This window comes from Micromonospora sp. NPDC048898 (genome assembly GCF_043198035.1).
Classification (GTDB): domain Bacteria; phylum Actinomycetota; class Actinomycetes; order Mycobacteriales; family Micromonosporaceae; genus Micromonospora.
Genome location: NZ_JBICUF010000015.1, coordinates 46,302 through 67,420, shown reverse-complemented (window position 1 = coordinate 67,420; position 21,119 = coordinate 46,302). Strand labels below are relative to the sequence as shown.

Below are 21,119 nucleotides of genomic sequence, written 5' to 3'. Positions count from 1 at the left end.
CCATCGGGGTCAGCCGACTGCCGTGGCCGGCGTGCGGGTCAGGTGTTGCCGCAGCGCGGCGAGGAGTGGGGCGGCCAGTTCCGGCCGGCAGACCACCAGGTCCGGCAGCCGCGGATCAGCCTCGTTGTAGCTCAACGCAGATCCGTCGATTCGGGAGGCGTGCAATCCCGTGGCCGTCGCCACCGCCACCGGCGCCGCCGAATCCCACTCGTACTGACCGCCCGCGTGCACGTACGCGTCGACCTCACCACTGATCACCGCGGCGATCTTCGCCCCGGCCGACCCCATCGGGACCAACTCGGCACCGACCTGGGCCGCCAAGTCGGTCAGGAACGCCGGCGGCCGACTCCGACTCGCCGCCAACCGGATCGTCCGACCGCTGAGCGTCGTCGGCGGGGGTGGGGGTGTCTCGGTGCCGAGGGTACGGTGCTGGGCCGGCAGGGCGATGGCGCCCGCGACGAGGCGGTGCTCCGTCGGCGCGTTCCGTTGCCAGAGTGCGACGTGCACCGCCCAGTCCGTCCGGCCCGGCTCGGAGAACTCGCGGGTCCCGTCCAACGGGTCGATGATCCACACCCGATTGGCGGCCAGCCGCTCCGGCGGGGAGCCGGCCGCATCCGTGGCCCAGGCCTGCCGTGCGCCGTCGTCCTCCTCCGAGAGCACGGCGTCGGCGCTCCTGCATCGGGCCAGCTCATCGCGCAGCAGTTGGTGCGACGCCCGGTCACCCGCGCGCTTCAACGCGGCCGGGTCGGCGTGACCGTGTTCGGTGCGGACGCGCAGCAGCAACCGGCCGGCCCGGTCGGCCAACCAGGCGGCGAAAGCGCCATCCGACGCGGGGGCTTCGGACCTGGGGGGTTCCAGCACGTTCATCGACGAGCACCTCCGGTAGACGCGTGGACCGTGCCGTTCACTGGACGGCACGCCGACTGAAGCTTCGTACGCTGGTGACCGTGACCATCGCGGCCACCCCGGTCAGGACCAGCAGACAGACCCAGGCCGGGATGTGCGCGACGCCGGGCAACATGGCCCCGCGTACGCCCTCGGAGACGTAGGTCATCGGGTTGAGGGCGGTGACCGTCTGGAACCAGGGCATCGAGGAGAGCCGTGGCCACGGGTAGTGGATGCACCCGGTCCAGATGATCGGGGTCACGACCAGCGAGAACGTGATGTTGATCCGTTGGATGGGCAGAATCGTCGCCAGCGTCATGCCGATGCCGCCCCCGATCCAACCGCCGAGCAGGACCGTCAGCAGGACCATCGGCAGCCGTCCGGGCTCCCAGGGTGCCGAGCCGACCATCAGTGCGCCCAGCGGGTAGATGAGGGCTGCGGCGATGAGCCCGCGCAGCATCGCGACCACGAGCTTGCCGACGGCGACCAGGTTCGTCGACAGCGGGGCGAGAAGCCGGTCCTCGATCTCCCGGGTGAAGCCGAACTCCTTCACCAGTGGCAGTGCGACGCTCTGCAACGCGGTGGTGAGCGCGGCGAGCGCGATGATGCCGGGCAGGAAAAGGTCGGCGAAGTTCCCGGCGACGACGCCCTGCCCGCCGAGCACCTTGACGAAGACGAAGAGCATGAACAGCGGGGTGAGGCCGACCTGGACCAGGATGACCCAGAGTTCCTTGCCGGTGACCAGCATGTCCCGGCGCAGGATGGCCAGGAAGACCCGGTGCGCGCTGGGTCTCGGAGGTGTCGCCGTGGTGCTCGTCGCCGCTGCCGGCGGAGCGTCGAGGTCGGTCACCGTGGGTCCCTTCCGGTCAGTCCGATGAAGACGTCTTCGAGGCTCGGCTCGGCGATGTGTACGTCGGTGAGGGTCGCCGACCGTGTGGTCACGATGGCGAGCGCCGGCCCGAGCACGGCTGCGGGGTCGGTGGCGAGATGCAGCCGGAACCGGACGCGCTGACGCCCGCCGGGGTCGGGGGTGAGCGTGGCGACCGCCCGTTCCCGGCGGGCCAGCGCGGCCAGTGCGGCAGCCGGAGTGCCCGCGCCGAACCCCGCGCCGCCCCCGAGTCCGAGGCCGGAGCGGAGGTTGGCGGCCCCACCGCCCGGCGGTGGAGCCGCGGCGAGCCGTTCACCCTTGCGTACGCCGGCGACCTCGGAAAGCGCCCGCAACAGCTCGTCCGGTTCGTCATGCGCGGCCGGGGTGACAGTCAGGTCGAGGATCGATCGTCCGGCGAGCCCTCTGACCAGGTTGCCCGGCGTGTCCAGGGTGAGCAGCCGGCCCTGGTCGACGATGCCGACCCGGTCGATCAGGGCGGCGGCCGCGTTCATCTGGTGCGTGGTCAGCACGACAGTCACGCCGCGTCCGCGCATCTCACGGATCTGGCCCCAGATCGACCGCCGGGACTGCGGGTCAAGCCCGTTGGTGGGCTCGTCGAGGAAGAGCACCGCCGGTTCGTGGATCAGCGCCCGGGCGATCATGAGTCGTTGCGCCATGCCGCCCGAGTACGCCTCGATCCGCTTGTCCGCCCGATCCGTCAGGCCGAAACGGTCCAGCAGCGCGTCGGCCCGGGCGTTGCGTTCGGCGCGGCCGACACCGTGGTACGCGGCGTGGTACAGCAGGTTCTGTCGTGGAGTCAGGGAGCGGTCCAGGTTGTTGTGCTGGGGTACGACGGCCAACTGGGCCCGGGCGCCGACCGGGTCGCCGACCACGTCGACCCCGCCGACCAGCGCCCGGCCCGCGGACGCCCGCAGCCGGGTGGTGAGGATGCCGATCGTGGTCGACTTGCCGGCACCGTTCGGTCCCAGCAGCCCGAAGATCTCGCCGGGGGCCACGGTGAAGGACAGCCCGTCCACGGCTGCGGTCGTGCTCCCGGGATAGCGTTTGACGAGGTCGGCGACCTCGACCGCGGCCGGGCTGCCACCACTGCTGGGCATCTGCTGCTCCCTGTCCTGAACTGTCGGGTGGATGGGCTCCGGTCGGGTCAGCCGCCGGTTCGTGCGTGTGTGTCGAAGAAACGCCAGATGGTCTCTGTCGCGTCCAGCGCGGTCGCGGGTGGATCCAGGCCGAGAAGGCGTTGCGCCTCCGGTCTGGGGCCGGCGGCGCCGGGCCACTGGTGGCCGGCGTCGTCGACGGTGACCAACTCGACCGCCCGTCCCCCGGGGCAGGTGGCGGTCGAGGTGCTGACCAGGCCCGAGGCGGTGGTCACCGGCGCGTCGCAACCGTCGGTCTTCCGCCACTGGCCGAGCAGGTCGGGGATGGGCGGGCCGTCGATCTTGACCGGATTGCGTCCGGTCCCGTCGTTGTCCCGTTTGCCCGGACCACCGTCGAACGGCACCGTCTGGTCCGCCTTCCCGTGGATGTGGATCACGGAGGTCGGTGCGGGGGATGAACAGGGGCCGAGTTGGGTCGCCGCCACCGGTCCGATCGCGGCGAACAGCTTCGTGTCGCACGCCAGGCGGTATGCGAGCATCCCGCCGTTGGAGATCCCGGTGGCGTAGACGCGGGCGCGGTCCACCGGGAGTTGGTCGGCTACGGTGGAGACCAGTTGTTGGATGAAGGCCACGTCGTCCACGCCGTCGCGGGCGGGCGGGCCGCAGCAGTCCGGGCTCACCGCCCAGGAACGGCTCAACCCGTCGGGGTACGCGACGACAAAGCCCTCGCGGTCCGCCATCGCGTTCCAGCCGTACGCGGTCTCGGCCTGACTGCCCGTGCCCAGCGCGCCGTGCAGCATGACCACCAACGGAACCGCGGTCGACCGGGCGAGGTTCGCCGGCAGGTAGAGGCGGAAGCCGCGCTCCTGCCCGTCGATCACGAGGGTGTGCGTCGAGGTGCCACTCGGCATGGTGGACACCGGTCCGACGTCGTGCGGCTTCGGGTCGTCCCGGAACATCCCGCAACCGGCCAGCAGGGTGAGCGCTCCGACGAGCGGCAGGACCGCGAGCAGGTGTCGCCACCGGCCGTACCGAGCCGGGCGGCGACTCCAAGATCTACTAATTTGCATCATATTCGCACCCTGGCATAGGGATGTTCGGGATTTGTAAGGATTTGTACTGGATGGTGTATCCGTGCGGTCGGCCCCGCCCGTGGCTGTCCACGACGCACGGGCGGGGCCAACCGGCTAACAGTGCTTCACACTGAGTTGGATCAGTTCCCAGCCGCCCTCGGGAACGTCGTCGTCGGGGTCCGTACGCAGGTTCATCGGATTGGCCATGCCCAGGTAGAGGGTCGACCCGTCGGCGACCATGTTGCGGATCCCGTAGTTCAGGTAGTTGCCGAGCCCGCTGTTGTCCACCACCGTGGCCGGCTTGCTGGTCGAGTCGAACACGAAGAGGTCGCCGCCGTAGACCGGTGCCGGCGGGGGGTCGTCGGCCAACACGGAGGCGTCGCCGAGCTCGGCCGCGGCCGGACCGGTGACACCCAACAGCCGGGCGGTCTCCTGGCCCAGATCCTTGGAGATGTAGCTCCAGTCCATGGTGCCCACGTAGAGTTTCCCGCCGGCCACCGCCATCTTCCAGGTGTAGTTGTTGTACGGGTTGCCCATGCCCGAGGGGCCGTACAGCGGGGTGTAGCCGGTCGAGGCGGCGGCCCACAGGCCCGCGCCGCCGTTGCCCGCCGGATCGTAGGCGGGCAACTGGGGTGCGCCGTACAACAGGTCCACCTTCTGGTGGCTGCCGCCGAAGCTCTTACCTCGGAAGATGCTGATCGCCCGCTGCGTGCCGCGTACCGTCGTGCCCAGCGCGGTCTCGTCCGCCGGTGGGTAGGTCGCGATGTGCACGGTGGTCGCCTTCATCGGCACGTGCATCGTGCCCCAGTAGAGATAGCCGTTGAAGGAGGCGAGCCCACCCAGCGCGTAGGTGCGGGCCACGACCGGGTCGGGCTCGTACCCGTCGACCGACCAGACCTGGGTCCAGCTGTCGGCGTCGGCCGGTGTGAGACCGCGTTCCCCCTGCGACAGCTTCGGGCTCATCCACACCCCCGCGACCCCGGACAGCGGCTCGTCGGCCGTGCCGGGCACGGCCGCCGCCAGGGCGTCGTCACCGGAACCCGTCCAGGTCGTCACGAAGATCCGCCCCTCGTGCACGGTGAGATCCGCGGCCTGGGCCGGCAGGTTCGCGACCTCGACGAAACTGAACGGGTTGCTCCGGGAACCGGTCCAACGCAGCACGTGCCCCCGGTTGCCGCCGTTCGCGCCCACCCCGACACCCGCGTAGAGCGCGCCGTCGGCCACCACGAAGTGGCGGATGTTGCCGTACTCCAGCAGGTTGACCGAGCCGAGGAAGGCGCCGGTGCCGGTGTCGAAGGCGAACAGGTTGATGCTCTCGCCCAGGGCGGGCCCACCCAGGAACGCCACCCCCTGATGGGTGCCGGCGGCCCGGATTCCGGCAGTCGTGCTCAGCCGGTTGGCGTCGGTGGTGGAGGCGTTCTTCACCGCGTCGGTCTTCTCCGTCAACCGCCGCGAACGTTTGTCGTACGTGTACAGCCGGGGCGGGCGATGGTCGCCGAGAGTGGGGGGCAGGGTCGGGTTGCGTTTCGCGATCTGGCTCTCGCCGTACTCGCACACCCAGTCGTCGTTCAGGTTCGGCGTCGTGTTGCGCAGGTTGCGCCCGCTGGTCAGGCAGTTGACGTTCGCTCCGGTGCCGAACCACAGGCTCTGCGCGGTCTGGGTCATGCCCCACAGGTAGGACTGGTTCACCTTCGACTGACCGGTGGCACACGGAGGACCGGTTGGATAGGCCACACCGACACCGGCGAAGCACTCGTCCGGGGTGCCCTTCCCGATCAGCTTCCGCTCGTACCTCGGCTGATGTCCGGCCGCACCCGGCGCATCCGCCTCGATCGCCGCGGCGGCCGACGCCGGTGCCGCGAGCACGAACAGCAGTCCCAGCACGGCGGCCGCGGCGAGCGGTCGCCGGCCCGACATCCGGAATGGTTTCACTAATGGTTCCTCTCGTTCGACGGATCATGACGGTCGGTGGGGCACTGTTGCGGGTCAGGCCGCGGCGACCTCGCGGGACCGAGCGGGACCGACCACCCGTCCGGCGACCCGCTGTGCCCAGTCCGCCCCGTCCTCGAACTCCAGGAACCGGGCCAACAGGTCGAGCTGCCCGACCGGGTCGGCGACCAGGTCCTCGTAGCTCATCCGGTGCAGATGTCGCGGAGGCAGGTCGGTGAGCGCCTGCTCGGCCTGGCTGGTCAGGAACGCGCTCAGACCGAGATAGCGGCGCAGGTCCTGACCCCGATCCCGGAGCAGGTCGGCGGTGAGGCGGTCCGGCAGGTACCGCTCCAGATCCTCGGGCACCGACTGGCCGGGCTCGATCCGGAACGGATCCAACCCGCACCGGCCGAGGAACTCCACCCGCAGCTGGATCAGCTGGAACGACGAGTGCTGGCTCATCGAGCGGGCGGTCGCCTCCCGGTCGCGGGTCAGGTACACCACCTTCGCCTCGGGAAATGCCCGCAACAGGTACGGAGCGACATGGCTCGACCCGCCGGAACGCTCGACCCAGCGCCGCTTGCCGGTCACCACGGCCAGCAGGTCGAGGAACATCCGGTGGTGGTCGCCGACCGACTGCGTCGGGAAGTCCGGCACCCGCTCGGCGAGCTGGTCGAAGAGCCGGTCCGGGTCGGCGGTCAGCTTCGACAGGGTGATGGCGAGGATCCGCGGCAGCTCGGTCATCCGGTCCGCCCACCGACCGGTCGGCGGATAGCGCACCTCCTTCGGCGGCAGCCCGATCCGGAAGAGGGTGGCGAGCTCCGCCTTGGGGCTGCTCAGCACCGCCCAGTACGCGGCCCCGGTAAGGATCTCGGAACTGCGCGCCCAGGGTGCGACGGACATGAAGAACTCCTGCGCCGAGAGCGTCTCGGGCTGCTCGGCGATCAGGTCCGAGAGCAGCGTCGAGCCGCACCGGCCGTTGCTGATGATGATCGACCTGCCGGGGACCGGGGTGTCCATCCGAGGACCTCCTGCACGATGGGTTGTCACGGGGCGGTGGCCACCTCGGCCACCTCAACGGAGCACTCCTCGCGGAGCCAGGCCAGGACGAGCCGGCGGACCGCCTCCGGCCGGTCGACCAGGACCGTGTGTTTCTCGCCGGGTAGGACCACGGACCGCGTCTGCGGTAGCAGCCGGACCACGGCCGGTGCCAGCTCGACGACAGCGGAGTTCGCCCCGTAGAGGCAGAGCACCGGTACGCCGATCGCGCTGATCTGCGCGGAACTGGGCAGGGCACTGGCCGGAAGGTCCCTGGCCAGCGTGGTCGTCGCCAGCATCTCGCCGGTGGCCCGTGCCCGGCGGGCCACCCGTTCCCCCCGACCGGCGCTGATCTGTGCCAACGCCTCCGGCCGGGGCAGGAGATCGGTGGCCCGGTCCAGCCGGCGCGCGACCCGGGACATCCAGGCCCTGGTCGGTGGTGACGATTCGATCGCCGCGACGGAGGCGACCCGGTCCGGGTGGCGGATCGCGTAGCCGAACGCGATCGTGCCGCCGAACGAGTTGCCGAGCAGGTGCACCGGATCGGTGACGTCGAGTTCGGTCAGCATCGCCGACAGGTCGTCGACGAAGTCGTCGAGGGCGTAGCCGGTGGGCGGGCGCTCGCTGTGGCCGTGCCCCCGCAGGTCGTACATGAGGACCCGCAGCCCGGCATCGGCCAGGGGCTTGGCCAGCGTGAAATACCAGCTCGCGAGGCTGTCGGAGGCCATACCGTGGATCATCACCAGGGTGGCCGGTCGATCACCCCGCCCGGCGCTGCCCCCGCCCGGCCCGTCGGCCGGTGGATCGAGGCGCTCGATGTGCACCTCGATCCCGTTGGCCCGGATCATCGTCACGACCGGACCGCCTCGACGGCGGTGAGGCCGGCGTCGGTCGGCACGTCCCCGCCGGACCCGTCCGCGTCGAGGGAGCGGGTGATGTGCTCGACCAACTGCCCGACCCGCAACTCACCCACGGTCTCCAGGTCCAGCTTGGCGACGAAATGCGCGAAGTTGACGGTGTTGCCGTACCGGGCCTGCAGCCGGCCGGCGAGGGAGACGACATCGATGCTCTCCATGCCGAGGTCGTCGCGGAAGGTGGTGTCCATCGTGATGGGTTCATCGGCGGCGAAGTCCCCGAGGACCGCGTGGATGATCTCCGTGAGTTCGGCGAGGATGTCGGCGTGCGAGGCGGCCATGGGGCGTACTCCTTCGAATGGTCGGGAATGGGTGCCGGTCACGGCTGATCAGCCAGAGCGCCGGTCTGCGGGCCCCAGGTCCAGGCGACGACGTACCGTCGGGGCGTCAGGTCGTCAGGGTTGCCGACCTCGCGGTGCTCAACCAGGTAGTTCCGCTCGTCGATCTGGACGGTCAGCACCGTGTCCGTGGCGTTCCGCACGGTGAAGCGGCGAGGGCGCCCGTCGAGTCCGGTCCCCTCCGCCTTGCCGACCGCCTCCTTGGCCGCCCAGAACCGGGTGAACCACCGCCGCCGGCCCTCGGCGTCGCCGCCGAGCGAGTCCAGCAGTGCCGTCTCCGCATCGGACAGGGCGAAGTGCACGGTGCTCTCGGGGTGGTCGGCGATCTCGGCGACGTCGATGCCGACGCCCGGCGCGTCGGGTGGCGACGCCGGGTCGCGGGGTTTCGCGATGGCAACCCCGATCTCGGCGCAGTGAGCCAGCGAGACGTCGCAGTCGCGCAGGTTGCGGCCCGGACGTCCGTCGACCCGGGGCCGCCCGCTCGGATCGTTGCCCACCGTCAGCTCGATCGGGTAGATGTCGCTGTGGCCGTCCTCCCACAGTCGGAACCGGACGGCGTCCTTCGCCGCGATCCGGCCCAGCAGCCACTGTTTGCGGGATCGGGCCGGTTGCCGCTCGTAGTCCGCGTACGCGGCCGAGCCCAGGATGCCGCGGGCGGCCATGCCCTGGGTGACCAGGTCGGTCCAGCAGTCGAAGGCCATCGTCCAACCCTCGGGTTGGATCAGCGACATCGGATGCCGCTCGGGGAACCGTTCCGCCGGCCGAGCCTGCGGATGGCTGTCGAAGCGCCGGTCCACCGCGCCGTCGATCTGTGCCCACACCCGGCCGTCGACCACCAGTTGGGTGTCCGCGACAAGTTGCGCGTCGTCGATCGAGCGCACCCGGGCGACACACTCGAAGGCCGTACCGGGTGCCGGCGGGGGACCGAAGTAGCGGATGTGGCCCAGACCCACGGGCAACGCGACGGTACGGAACGGCTGTGTGGTGATGAGCCAGTTGCCGATCAGCTGCAGCGCGTTGTCCAACAGGGCCCCCGGCGGCACGGGTGCGGTGACGATGCCCCGCACGTGCATGTCTCCGAGGGCGTGTACGGCGGTGACGCCCTGGAACTGGGGGCCGTGGAACATCAGCCGCTCGGCGTACATCTCCTCGGCGCTGATCCGGGGCGGCTGCTCGGTCGCGGGATCGTGCCGCCACACCTCGGGCGTGTCCGCCGGATAGTCCGCGGCGAGTTCCACGGTCGACCGGGCATACGGGCCGAGGGTGACCGAGACCCTGCCGTCACCGGACGGCTTCACCGTGATCTCGACGTCCTGCGCCGGCTCGGCGATCAGCCAACGGTTGAACCTGGCGTCGCGTACGGCCACCGCCCGCATGCCCGGCACGGCCTGCTCCGCCGCGTCGACCATGTGCTGGACCAGGGTGGTCGCCGGCACCACCGGCCACCGGTCCTCCACGTTCGGCCAGTCCGGCGGTTGGACGAAGAAGCAGTGATCGCGCAGGTACGGCATGGTCTCGACGGAGACTCGCAACGTGATCCGCTGGACCGTACCCGTGTTGCCGTTGCCGTTGCCGTTGCCGTTGCCGTTGCCGTTGCCTGCGCCGACGACGACGGCGCGGGTGGGTGCCGCGGGCGGGACCGGCGGAGGTGCCGTGACACCTCCCAGCGGCGCCACCGGTGCCGCCGGTCGGTGTGGTCGGAGCGTGGGTGCGGCGGCGTCCAGCACGCTGACCGCGTCCCGGGCCGTGTCCTGCAACAGTGCGGCGAGTTCCGCCGCCGCGCTGGACCGTCCGGCCAGGCGGTGCAGTGCGGCCAGCGCCGTCGCCGGGTTACCGCCGGTGCCCGCCGGCTCCGGCTCGCGCGTACCGGCCGCCGCCGACGCGTCGACCGGGGCGCCCGCACCGTGAGCCGGCGGACCGGCGGACAGGTGGCCCGGCCGGGTGTCGTTCACGGACACGCCGAGCAGACCGGCGGCGCCCGCCCCGAGCCTGACCAGTGGCCCACCCAGGTCCAGTGGAATCGACGGGCCACGGCGTGCCGGTTTCCCAGTCGTCTTCGCCGGTGCTGGCGGATCGAGCGCGCCCAGGTTCGGGTTGCCGCCCTCCACCCAGAGCGCGGTGGCGACCCGGCGGAGCTGGTTCAGCCCGCTGCGGTGCTTCACGTTGACCGGCATCGCGAGGTGGTCACGCCCGCGCAGGTTGTCGCTGATCAGCGAGGCGAGTTGTCCGGCGCCGAGTTGGAGGAAGACCCGCACGCCGGCGTCGTACATCGCGCCCACCATCTGACGGAACCAGACCGGCTCCATCATGTGTCGGACAAACAGTGCGTTGACCTGTGCCTCGTCGGCGGGGAACGGTGCCGCCAGGGTCGCCGACCAGACCGGTATCCGGGTCGGGTGCACCTCCCAGCGGCGCAGCGCCGCGCCGATCGACTGCAGGCCGTCGGCGAACACGGGAGTGTGGAAGGCCGACCGGAACGGCAGCTTCTGGCACAGCACGTTCTCCGTACGCAGCGCCTCGACGAGGCGGTCCACCTGGGATTCGGGGCCGTTCACCACGGACTGCGCCGGGGCGTTGTCGTGGGAGAGCACCACCCCCGGGAAATCGCCAAGCATCGGGGTGACGCGCTCCGCGCCGGCTCCCACCGCGGCGAAGACATATCCGGATACCTCGACCGAGTCGGCGTTGAACAGCTCCAGGAACTCGTCCATCTCGGCCGTGCTGATCTGTCCGCTGGTCGCGGCGGCGGTCCACTCGCCGATGCTGTGTCCCGCGACCGTGTCCGGCAGCACGCCGATGCGGCGCAGCGCCTCGTCGAGCAGCTTGCCCACCTCGATCAGCCCGGCACCGTGCCGGCCCAGGTCCGCCGCGGACCACTGCTGGTCCGGCAGCCCGAAGTGCCCGGCGATATCCGCGGTACGCGGTGCGAACTCGGCCTCCAGACCGGGGAAGACGAAGGCGAGCCGTCCGGTGCCGCCGGCCAGCAGCGGCGACGGACTGAACCAGATGTCCCGCCCACCCCGCCATGCCTGACCTCGGGCCACCGTCTTGCGGGCGACGGCCAGCAGCTTGTCCGTGGGGTTGACGATGCCGATCCGGCTCGCTTCGGCCCCGTCGGCGGGCCTGTTGCTCCGGGCCCGTGCGGCGCCGAGGGCCCGTACCTCGTGGTCGTCGCGGGCCAGCAGGCCGGCCAACCGGACCGGATCCGGCGCGGCGAGCCAGAGCACCTGGTCCGGCTCGGTGACCTCGACAGTCGTCGAGCCGGCCATGGTCGAGGCCGCGCCTCCTGCGACACCCGCTGTCACCGGGACTCCGCCGGCCGGCCGGTCTCGTCTGCCGGCCGGTTCGGGCGGCTGCTCGATGATGACGTGTGCGTTGATGCCGCCGAAGCCGAAGGCGTTCACCGCGGCGCGACGCGGCCCGTCGCTCTCCCAGGGTTGGGCGGTCGCGATCGGGGCGAACCGGGTCGCGGCCATCTCCGAGCGAGGATCGTCGCAGTGCAGCGTGGGCGGCAGCACCCCCCGGTGTACCGCGAGCGTGGCCTTGATCAGGCCGGCGATCCCGGCGGCTGGCATGGTGTGCCCGATCATCGACTTGACCGATCCGATCACCGGGCGTGGTCCGTTGCCCGCGTGCGGTCCGAAGACCTCGGCGACCGAGACCAGTTCGGCCGCGTCGCCGGTGGGCGTGCCGGTGCCGTGCGCCTCCAGCAACCCCACCGCGTCCGGCGCGGTCGGGTCCAGCCCCGCCGCTTCCCAGGCCCGCCGGATGGCCAGCACCTGTCCGGAGGAGGCCGGGTTGAACATGCTCGCCGAGCGGCCGTCGCTGGACATTCCGCTGCCCCGGATCACGGCGTACACCCGGTCGCCGTCCCGGACCGCGTCGGACCACCGCTTGAGTACGACCACACCGGTGCCCTCGCCGATCAGCAAGCCGTCGGACTCCCGATGGAACGGCCGGCTCTCACCGCGCCTGGACAGCGCCCGCAACTGGTTGAACACCGACCAGAAACTGATGTCGTGCACGTGGTGCACACCACCGGCCAGGACGGCGTCCAACCGCCCGCTGGTCAGCTCCGTGATCGCCTGGTCGACCGCGATCAGCGACGAGGCGCACGCCGCGTCCAGGGTGTACGCCGGACCGCGGAGGTTGAGCCGGTTGGCCACCCGGGACGCGGCCAGATTCGGCACCAAACCGATGGTCCCCTCCGGCTGGTACGGGCCGAGCCGCTCGTCGAACTTGTCGCGGACCAGGTCGAGCCGGCTCTGGTCCAGCTCCGGGATCAGCTCCTTCAGCACCTGGATGACCTGGCTCGACATCCGTACCCGTTGGGCGTAGCGGGCCTGGGCGGGGCTGAGGATGCCGCCCCGCCCGAGGATCACGCCCACCCGGTCGCCGCCAGGCAGCCGGTCCGCGCCGCCGGCATCGTCGATCGCGGCGGCGGCCACGTTCAGGGCGATGAGCTGGTCCGGCTCGATATCCGCCACCGACGCGGGCATGATGCCGAACCGCAGCGGCTCGAAGCTCGCGAACTCGTCGACGAACCCGCCCCGCCGGCAGTACATCCGGTCCGGTCGGTGGGCCTGCTCCGGGTCGTAGAACTCGTCGTCCCACCGGTTCGCCGGCACGTCGGTGATCGCGTCCACGCCGTCGACCAGGTTGCGCCAGTAGCTTTCCAGGTTGCCGGCGCCGGGCATCACCGCCGCCATCCCGACGATCGCGACGGGGTCGCGCCGATCGGTGCTCGTGTTCATCTTCGACCTCTCGCTCCACCGTCGACGGGCCTGCCGGGGATGCGGCTCAGCCGCCGCCGCACCTCTTGCACGATCACCAGCCCGAGGCGGTGTAGACCACGGAGTTGATCTTCGGGTCGCCCCAGGCCAACTCGCTCAACAAACTGAACGCACCCGCTTCGGGGTCGATCAGTTCGATGCCGCGGCGGGCGTACTCCCTGCTCAGCTCGTCCGTGACCATCCCGCCATGCCCGGCACCCGGCGCCCAGGGGCCCCAGTGCACGGTCAGGCAACGGTTGCCGGTGGCGTCCGCCCACCGGGTGCCGATCGCGTCGATCGCGTCGTTGGCCGCGGCGTAGTCGCCCTGACCCCGGTTGCCGTAGGCCGCGGCGATGCTGCCGAACAGCACCACGAAGCGGGGTGCGGAGCCCAGCTCGTCGATCCCGGCCAGCACCGAGCGGGCACCGTCCACCTTGGTGCCGAACACCCGGGCGAACGACTGTGGGTCCTTCTCGGCGATCAGCTTGTCCTCGATCATGCCGGCCGCGTACACGACACCGTCGACCCGGCCGTGCGTACGCTCGACATCCAGTAGCAGGCCCCGGGTCGCCGACGCGTCCCGCACGTCGAGGGCGTGGTAACGCACCTCGCTGCCCAGTTCCCGTAGCTCGGTGAGGGTGGCCTCGACCTCACGGGCGGCCAGGACCGCCTGCGCGGTGCGCTCGATCTCCGCCGGTGACCGCATCCCCCGGCGGGCGAGCGCGGCACGCAACGACGCCTTGTCCCGGGCCGACACCAGGTCCGGATCCTCGGGCTCGGTCGGCAGCGGTGTGCGGCCGACCAACTCGATCCGGCAGCGGCTCGCCATGGCCACCGTGCGGGCGAACCACGGCGTGATCCCGCGTGCCCCGCCGACCAGGACGACCACCGAATCCCGGTCGAGGCCGATCGCCGCGGCCTCGGAGGCACCGTCACCGGCCGGCCCGGCACCACTCGTCGCCACCGCTCCCAGCGGCACCGGTGCAAGGTCGACCGCCGTCCGCTCGGTCTCACCCCGTGCGACAACCGGTGCGTCCCCGCCGACCAGCAACTCGTCGAGCAGGTGTCGGGCGATCAGCTGCGGGTCGGCGGCCGCGTCGACCTCCACGTACCTGACCGTGACCTGCGGGTATTCCCTGGCGATGGTGCGGAACAGGCCGGCGAGGCCATCGGTACGGTCGGTCCCGCCAACCGGTCCTGCCGCCAGCAACCAGCGCGGGCCTGTCGCGAGCGCCTGCTTGAGGAACGGGAAGATCTCGGGCAGCAGGGGGGCGCCGGCGCCGGTCAACCCGTCGAGCAGGATCAGCCCGTCGAAGCCGGCGAGCTGATCCGCCTCCGTCCCGTCCACCACACCGGTCTGCCCACCCGCTCCGTGCTCCCGGAGGAGTTCGGCGAGGTACGCGAGCGCCGGGCTGGCACCGGTGATGAGGAAACTGGTCCCGGCGAGCGTCGAACCGCTGTCCGCCCCGGGCGGTCCCGCGATCACCCCTGGCTGGGGCAGGAGCCGCTTCGGCGTGATCCCCACGCGGCCGGCGGCGGTGACCTCCGCAGCGACCGCCGCGGTGTCGGCGACGAAGGCGATCGGGGCGGGTGCGGTGGGGATCGGCGCGGGTGCGATGGCCGGACTCATCGTGGCCAGCGCCGAGGGCGCTCCGGCGGACGGCGCCGTCATCGGCGCGGGTGCGGCGGTGGTGAGCGCGAGCGGTACGGGCGGCGTCAGCGTGCCGTTACCCGCTGACGGTGCCCCAACGGCCTGCCCCTGCATCTTCTGGTTGAGCCAGTCGACCATGGTGCGTACGGTGCGGGCCTTGACGAGGTCTTCGAGTTCGGCTTCGTCGCCTTCGACGGCGAGGCGTAGTCGGGCGGCGACCTCGCCGGCGACTTCGGCGCGTTTGATGGAGTCGATGCTGAGGTCGGCTTCGAGGTCGAGGTCGAGTTCGATGAGGTCGACCGGGTAGCCGGTGCGTTCGCTGATCACCTCGAGGATCGCGGTCTGGAAGTCGGGGCGGGTCAGCACGACCGTGCTGGTCGCGACCAGAGTGTTGGAGTGCGCCGACCCGCTCGCCGACCCGCTCGCCGACCCGTTCGCCGGGCCGAGCACCGCGGTCGCGTGGATCACGGTGGTGCTCGTCGTCGACCGCATCTTCTGGTTGAGCCACTCGACCATGGTGCGTACGGTGCGGGCCTTGACGAGGTCTTCGAGTTCGGCTTCGTCGCCTTCGACGGCGAGGCGTAGTCGGGCGGCGACCTCGCCGGCGACTTCGGCGCGTTTGATGGAGTCGATGCTGAGGTCGGCTTCGAGGTCGAGGTCGAGTTCGATGAGGTCGACCGGGTAGCCGGTGCGCTCGCTGATCACCTCGAGGATCGCGGTCTGGAAATCGGGACCGGACGCGGCGACCGGTACGGCGGTCACGTCGACCGCGACCGCCGGTGCGGCCGGGGGAGCGGCCGCCACCACCGTCGTCGTGACCTGGGCGACCTCGCTCTCGTGACCCGGTAGCACCACGGGCGGGTACGGCTGGGTGGGCTGCCACACCAGCCGCCCACCCACACCGTCGCCGAAGTAGGCGAGCATCACGTCCCGCTGCGAGGCGATCATGTCCCGGCTGGTGCGCAGGAACTCGCTCAGCAACTCGTCGCGGCCGTCCCGGCCGCCGAAGGTCGTCCCGTTCGATGCGGTCATCGACAACTCCTTGATCCGTCGTGGGGGTGTCATCCCGCCGGGCAGGCTGTTTCCGAACTGGTCGCGTACGAGCTGGCCGTCGATCGTCCAGAACGGACGCTGGGTCGTCTTGACCGCCGCGAGGTCCGCCGCGTCGCGGCCCTGGAACAACCAGCCGGTCCGAACCGGTACGCCGGCACAGGCCAGTTGAGCGACGGTGACGAGGAAGCCGCGCAGTCCCTCCTCGGGACGTGGTTCGGCGGCGACCGCCAGGTGTGGCCGGTCGCCGAGGACGGCCCGGACCAGTTTGGTGAGGACCTGACCGGGGCCGGCCTCCACGAAGGTCCGGGCGCCGCTGGCGTACATCGACTCGATCTGCTCGACGAAACGCACGGGTGCACCGATCTGCGCGGCGAGCTGTTCACGTACGCGGTCGGCGTCACCGTCGTACGGGGCGGCTGTCTGGTTCGACCAGACCGGGATCGCCGGCTCGCGTACCGTCCTGGCAGCGAGCGCCTCGGCGAAGCGTGTGGTGCCGGCGGCCACCACCGGGCTGTGGAACGCGCACGCGACGGAGAGTCCCCGGGCCGACAGCCCGGCCTCGCGCAACGCCGACACCGCCGACCCGACGGCGGGTGTCGGCCCGGAGATCACCACCTGCGTTGGCGCGTTCCGGTTGGCCAGTACGACCTCGCCGGCCAGTCCCGCTTCGGTGAGCACCCGGTCGACCTGCTCGGCGCTGGCGGTGACCGCTGCCATGGTGCCCGGATCGTCGCCGGTGGCGGCGAGGATCGCCTCGGCCCGTTGCCGGCTCAGCGCGAGCAGGGTCTCCGGGTCGAACGCGTCGGCCACGCAGAGCGCGACAAGCTCCCCGTAGCTGTGTCCGCCGGTCAGGTCGGGCCGGACGCCCAGCCGACGCAACAGGTGGTCGACGGCGAGGCCGCCGATGCCCAGTACGGGTTGGGCGACCCGGGTGTCGCGTACCCGGTCCTCCTGCTCGCGCGCCGCCTCGGGGTCGAACGCCGACGGCGGGAAGAGCAGGTCCGCCCACTCGGCACCGAGGCGCAGGTAGTGCCGTAGCTCGGGGAACGCCACGAACAGTTCGGCCAGGGCACCCGGCCGCTGGCTTCCCTGACCGGGAAAGAGGAAGGCCACCTTGCCCGGCCCCGGCTCGTCCGGCGGTTGGACCAGTCCGCGCGTCGGGTCGTGTTCGCCGGCCAGGGCCCGGTCCAACAGCTTGGCGAGTTCGTCCCGGTCGCGGGCGACGATGGCGATCCGCACCGCGCCCGCCCGGTGGTCCGCCTCGTCGGACAGGGACGCGGCCAGGTCCCGCAGCGACCACGGCCTGCCCAACTCGTCGCGGTTCGACAGCATCTCCACCAGTCGCCGTACCCGCAGTTGCGCGGCGGGCCGGTCGGCGCCGCGGAAGCAGAACAGTTCCGCCGGCCAGGACTGCCGCGTGTGCCGCGGCTCCAGGCCGTTCGGGTGCGCACTGAGCACCGCGTGGAAGTTCGTCCCGCCGAAGCCGAACGCGCTCACCCCCGCCAGCCGCTCGGCTGCCGGCGCCGCCCACGGGCGGGCGCTGGTGTAGAACGCGAAGGGACTGCGTTCCGGGCTCCACGCCGGGTTCGGCCGGGTCAGGTGAATGGTGGGTGGCTTGACCCCGGTGTACAGCGCGAGGCTCGCCTTGATCACGCCGACCAGGCCGGCCGCGCACTTGGTGTGCCCGATCTGCGACTTCACCGAGCCCAGCGCGCAACTACCGGGCTCCGCGCCGGCCTCGTCGAAGAACCGGGTCAGGGTCTCCAGTTCGGTACGGTCGCCGACCACGGTGCCGGTACCGTGCGCCTCGACCAGACCGATCTCCCGGGGCGAGATGCCGGTACGGTGGTAGGCCCGGTCGAGGGCGCGCCGCTGTCCACTCGCCCTCGGCGCGGTGAGCCCGAGCGCGCGTCCGTCGCTGGAACTCCCCACGCCCTTGATCACGGCGTAGATCCGGTCGCCGTCGCGTTCGGCGTCGGCCAGCCGCTTCAGTACGACGCACGCCACCCCCTCGCCGAGGGCGATCCCGTCGCCGGTGCTGTCGAACGTACGGCACCGCCCGGTGGGGGAGAGGGCGTGCGCGGAGGTGAACATGAGGTAGTCGTTGATGCCGTTGTGCAGGTCGGCGCCACCGCAGATCATCAGGTCGCTGCTGCCGGCGCTGAGTTCCTTGCACGCGGCGTCCATCGCGGCCAGCGACGAGGCACAGGCGGCGTCGATTGTGTAGTTGGGGCCACCGAGGTCGAGGCGGTTGGCGACCCGACCCGCGATGACGTTGGCCAGCACACCCGGGAAGCTGTCCTCGGTGACCGTGGGCAGTTGGGCCTCCAGTTCGGCCGGCACGTCTCCCAGGTAGGCCGGAAGCATGGTCCGCAGCGTCTGGGCGTGACCCATGTCGCTGCCGGCCTCGGCACCGAACACCACCCCGGTCTGGCTGTGGTCCGCGTCGGCCGCGTCGTACGGGTAGCCGGCGTCGACGAGCGCCCGGTGTGCCACCTCGAGGGCGAGCAACTGGGTCGGGTCGATGCTGCTCAGCGCCGCCGGGGGAATGCCGTAGCGGATCGCGTCGAACGGGACCGGCTCGATGAACCCGCCCCATCGGGAGACGCTGATCCGACCCGCCTGGCCAGGGCCCACCTCGGGCGCGTAGTACGTGTCGACGTCCCACCGGTCGGCCGGCACCTCGGTGACCGCATCGGTGCCACCGAGCACGGTCTGCCAGAAACTGTGCAGGTCGGGGGAGCCGGGCAGGACGCACGACATGCCGACGATGGCGATGTCCAGTGGCGCGGGCGGCTCGTCGACAGGCACGGCCGGTGGGGTGAGTTCGGCGCGCAGCGCGGCGGTCCGTACCGCGTGGAACTCCCGTGCCTCGGTGGTGACCTGCGCGTGCAGTTCCGCGACCGTGGTCGGTGCGTGGCGCAGCACCGCGACCTGGCCGGCCATGAACATTCCCTCGACGGCCTGGACCGCCTCGTCGACCTCCACCAGGCCGTCGTCCTCCCGGCGTACGCCCTTGCTGGCGATCCGCAGCCGGCCGACGTTCAGCAACTCCAGTTGCTCCCAGACCTGACGGTCCTCCACCCCGGCCGATTCCAGCTCCTCCCGCACGCCGTGGAAGTCGTCGACGAACGGACTCGGCAGGCACCGGGTCGCGTGTCCCGGTGCGGTCTCCAGCAGCGACGTGCCGGTGGCCGCGATGGCCGTACGGTGGAACAGGGGTTGAATCGCGCCCTCCTGCACCGCTTCCCGGGTGAAGAGGTAGGCGGTCCCCATCAGCAACCCGATCTGCGCCCCGCGCCCGGTCAGGGGAGCCGCCATCGCGGCGACCATCGCCGCCGACCGCGCGTCGTGGATCCCGCCCGCGAACAGCAGCTGCAACCGTCCGGCATCGTCCGGCGTGTTCGCCAGGAACTCCTCCAGCACCAGCAGCTGCGCCTCCCACAGGGGAAAACTCGCCCGCGGGCCGACGTGGCCGCCGCACTCCGCGCCCTCGAAGACGAACTTGCGCGCGCCAGCCCGCAGGAACTGCCGCAGCAGTCCCGGCGACGGTACGTGCAGGAAGGTGTTGATCCCGTCCCGTTCCAACTCGGTGGCCTGGGACGGCCGCCCGCCCGCGATGATGGCGCACGCGGGTCTGATCTCGCGGATCGCCTCGAGTTGTGCCGCGCGCAACTCGTCGGGCGCGAAGCCGAGCACCCCGACGCCCCAGGGCCGGTCGCCCAGCCGGTCGGCGGTCTCCCGGAGCACCCGGCGGGACTGTTCGGCACCGGACAGGGCGAGTGCGATGAAGGGCAGCGCACCGTCGGCGGCGACCGCGGCCGCGAACGGGGCCTCGTCGCTGACCCGGGTCATCGGGCCCTGCACCACGGGTATCCGTACGTTGAGGGCGTCGGCGAGGGCGGCACCAGGCACCAGGGCGTCCCCGGCGGCCGGTTCGACGATCGCTTCGAGCAGGGTGGCGCGGATTCCGCGTACGGCTGCGGCGGTGTCGGGCCAGCGCCGGGCGAAGACGGCGGCGAGCCAGCCGTCCTGGCCGATCGGCAGCAGCTGCGAGGCGCTGTCGTGCGGACCGCCTCGGCGGATCCCGCGTACGCCGTCGACCAGGACCGTCTCGGATCCGTCCAGCCGGCGGATCGCACCCCGTACGTCCGCCGGTAGCTCGGACTCCGGCATGAGGGCGAGCTGGCTGTCCAGGACGACGCCGGCCGCGCCGCCGATGACACAGGCGACGGCGGTGCGGGGGCCGATGCCGCCGGCGACCCAGATCGGCAGGTCGATGCCGTCGGCCGCGGCCAGTTGCTGGAGCAGGACGAACGAGCTGAGCTCGCTGACCTTGCCGCCACCCTCCATGCCCCGCGCGATGAGCCCGTGTGCCCCGGCGGCGACGGCCAGCCGAGCGTCGTCGAGGCTGGTCACCTCGACCAGCACCCGGTACCTGTCGACCAGGTCGGCCAGTTGCCATGGTGTGTCCAGCGGTACGACGACGAGATCGACCATCCCGTGGCCCGCCCGGTCCACGTCAGCCTGCGTGGCGGTGCAGCCGGCCGGCACGCGTACGCCGATCGGCTCGCTCGACCCGGCGGTGGCCTGGGCCAGGGCGGTGAGTGTCCAGTTGTCGCCGGCGGCGAGGTCCAGGACGCCGTGACCGCCGCCGTGGCGGGCGGCCGTGACGATCCCGGGACTGGGTTCGAGGAGGCTACCGGCGCTGATCGCGATCACCAGATCGCGCGTGTTCGGTGCAGGGCTCATCGGACTCCCAATTCATGTGGCGGCGGTTCTCGGACGCGACCGAATGAATCAAATGATCAACGCGGAGGTGGCCCGGCGACAATTGTCGCTGATCAATCTCGGGCTGCAATTAAGTTAGGCCAGCTTAGTTACGGCTCAGTTAAATCTCTCCAAACAGGGCGCTGGCCTGCGGATTCTTCCGGCCAGCCCGCTGGAGCACGCAAGATCTTCCGTCTGCAGGGGGTGCACCGACCTGACCTGGGCGGATGGCTGGCAGCTTCGGTCCAGCCGGGGGCCATCGTGTTACCGATCCACTTGATTTGATTTCCAAAATGTTGCCGATCACCCAGAAAGAGTGACGTTGATCACTATGGTCTTGCCGATCTGGCTTATAAAAGCACTCTTAGCTGGTCGGTTTGGTTGGGCCGGAACCATTCCTATCTGCCGAGTATGGAATTCGTCCGGGTCGGCTCCCCGTTGAATGCGCGGAATACCGACCGGAGAGGGGGGGAATCGACCGACAAAATGCCTTGTCACCGCGCGGAGCGGTTCGGTCGTCATCGTTGAACCGACCATCGCCGGGCGGGCCCGGTCCGCTACACCGGGCCGCACCGGTCGTGCTTCGCGAGCCCTTCAGGGCGTACGTCCGCTCCTCGACACCCTCGGGGTCGATGGGCCGCGACGCCTGCGCGTGCCCAGCGGCACCGCCACCGCCGGGTGCCTGTCGGCGATCACCGGACCGGCAAGACCTC

Annotated in this window: 10 protein-coding genes; all 10 read right to left on the bottom strand. The window is 71.1% G+C overall.

All coding sequences use genetic code 11. The annotated features are described in order from the left end of the window. Nucleotides 1-9: 9 nt before the first annotated feature. Nucleotides 10-867 (bottom strand): 3'(2'),5'-bisphosphate nucleotidase CysQ, encoded by an 858-nt coding sequence (locus ACGFIQ_RS29045; RefSeq protein ID WP_393248673.1) that lies wholly within the window; start codon nucleotides 865-867, stop codon nucleotides 10-12. A gap of 37 nt (nucleotides 868-904) precedes the next feature. Then, entirely contained in the window at nucleotides 905-1,735 is an 831-nt protein-coding gene (locus ACGFIQ_RS29040) for an ABC transporter permease (RefSeq protein WP_393248672.1), read from the bottom strand. After that, nucleotides 1,732-2,871, bottom strand: coding sequence for an ABC transporter ATP-binding protein (locus ACGFIQ_RS29035; protein ID WP_393248671.1), 1,140 nt, complete (start codon nucleotides 2,869-2,871; stop codon nucleotides 1,732-1,734). Before ACGFIQ_RS29035 ends, ACGFIQ_RS29040 begins: the two co-directional genes overlap by 4 nt. A gap of 47 nt (nucleotides 2,872-2,918) precedes the next feature. Continuing rightward, nucleotides 2,919-3,941: an alpha/beta hydrolase family esterase gene (locus ACGFIQ_RS29030; RefSeq protein ID WP_393248670.1), complete on the bottom strand. Its 1,023-nt coding sequence runs from the start codon at nucleotides 3,939-3,941 to the stop codon at nucleotides 2,919-2,921. A 114-nt stretch (nucleotides 3,942-4,055) separates the two neighbouring features. Then, nucleotides 4,056-5,873, bottom strand: coding sequence for a hypothetical protein (locus ACGFIQ_RS29025; RefSeq protein ID WP_393248669.1), 1,818 nt, complete (start codon nucleotides 5,871-5,873; stop codon nucleotides 4,056-4,058). 54 nt (nucleotides 5,874-5,927) lie between these two features. Next, nucleotides 5,928-6,890 (bottom strand): sulfotransferase domain-containing protein, encoded by a 963-nt coding sequence (locus ACGFIQ_RS29020; protein ID WP_393248668.1) that lies wholly within the window; start codon nucleotides 6,888-6,890, stop codon nucleotides 5,928-5,930. A gap of 26 nt (nucleotides 6,891-6,916) precedes the next feature. Beyond that, on the bottom strand, nucleotides 6,917-7,756 hold the full coding sequence (locus ACGFIQ_RS29015) for an alpha/beta fold hydrolase (protein WP_393248775.1): 840 nt from the start codon (nucleotides 7,754-7,756) through the stop codon (nucleotides 6,917-6,919). A gap of 2 nt (nucleotides 7,757-7,758) precedes the next feature. After that, nucleotides 7,759-8,103 (bottom strand): acyl carrier protein, encoded by a 345-nt coding sequence (locus ACGFIQ_RS29010; RefSeq protein ID WP_393248667.1) that lies wholly within the window; start codon nucleotides 8,101-8,103, stop codon nucleotides 7,759-7,761. A 38-nt stretch (nucleotides 8,104-8,141) separates the two neighbouring features. After that, nucleotides 8,142-12,914, bottom strand: a complete 4,773-nt coding sequence (locus ACGFIQ_RS29005; RefSeq protein WP_393248666.1) for a beta-ketoacyl synthase N-terminal-like domain-containing protein — start codon at nucleotides 12,912-12,914, stop codon at nucleotides 8,142-8,144. A 73-nt stretch (nucleotides 12,915-12,987) separates the two neighbouring features. Then, on the bottom strand, nucleotides 12,988-20,388 hold the full coding sequence (locus ACGFIQ_RS29000; RefSeq protein WP_393248665.1) for an SDR family NAD(P)-dependent oxidoreductase: 7,401 nt from the start codon (nucleotides 20,386-20,388) through the stop codon (nucleotides 12,988-12,990). Nucleotides 20,389-21,119: the final 731 nt, after the last annotated feature.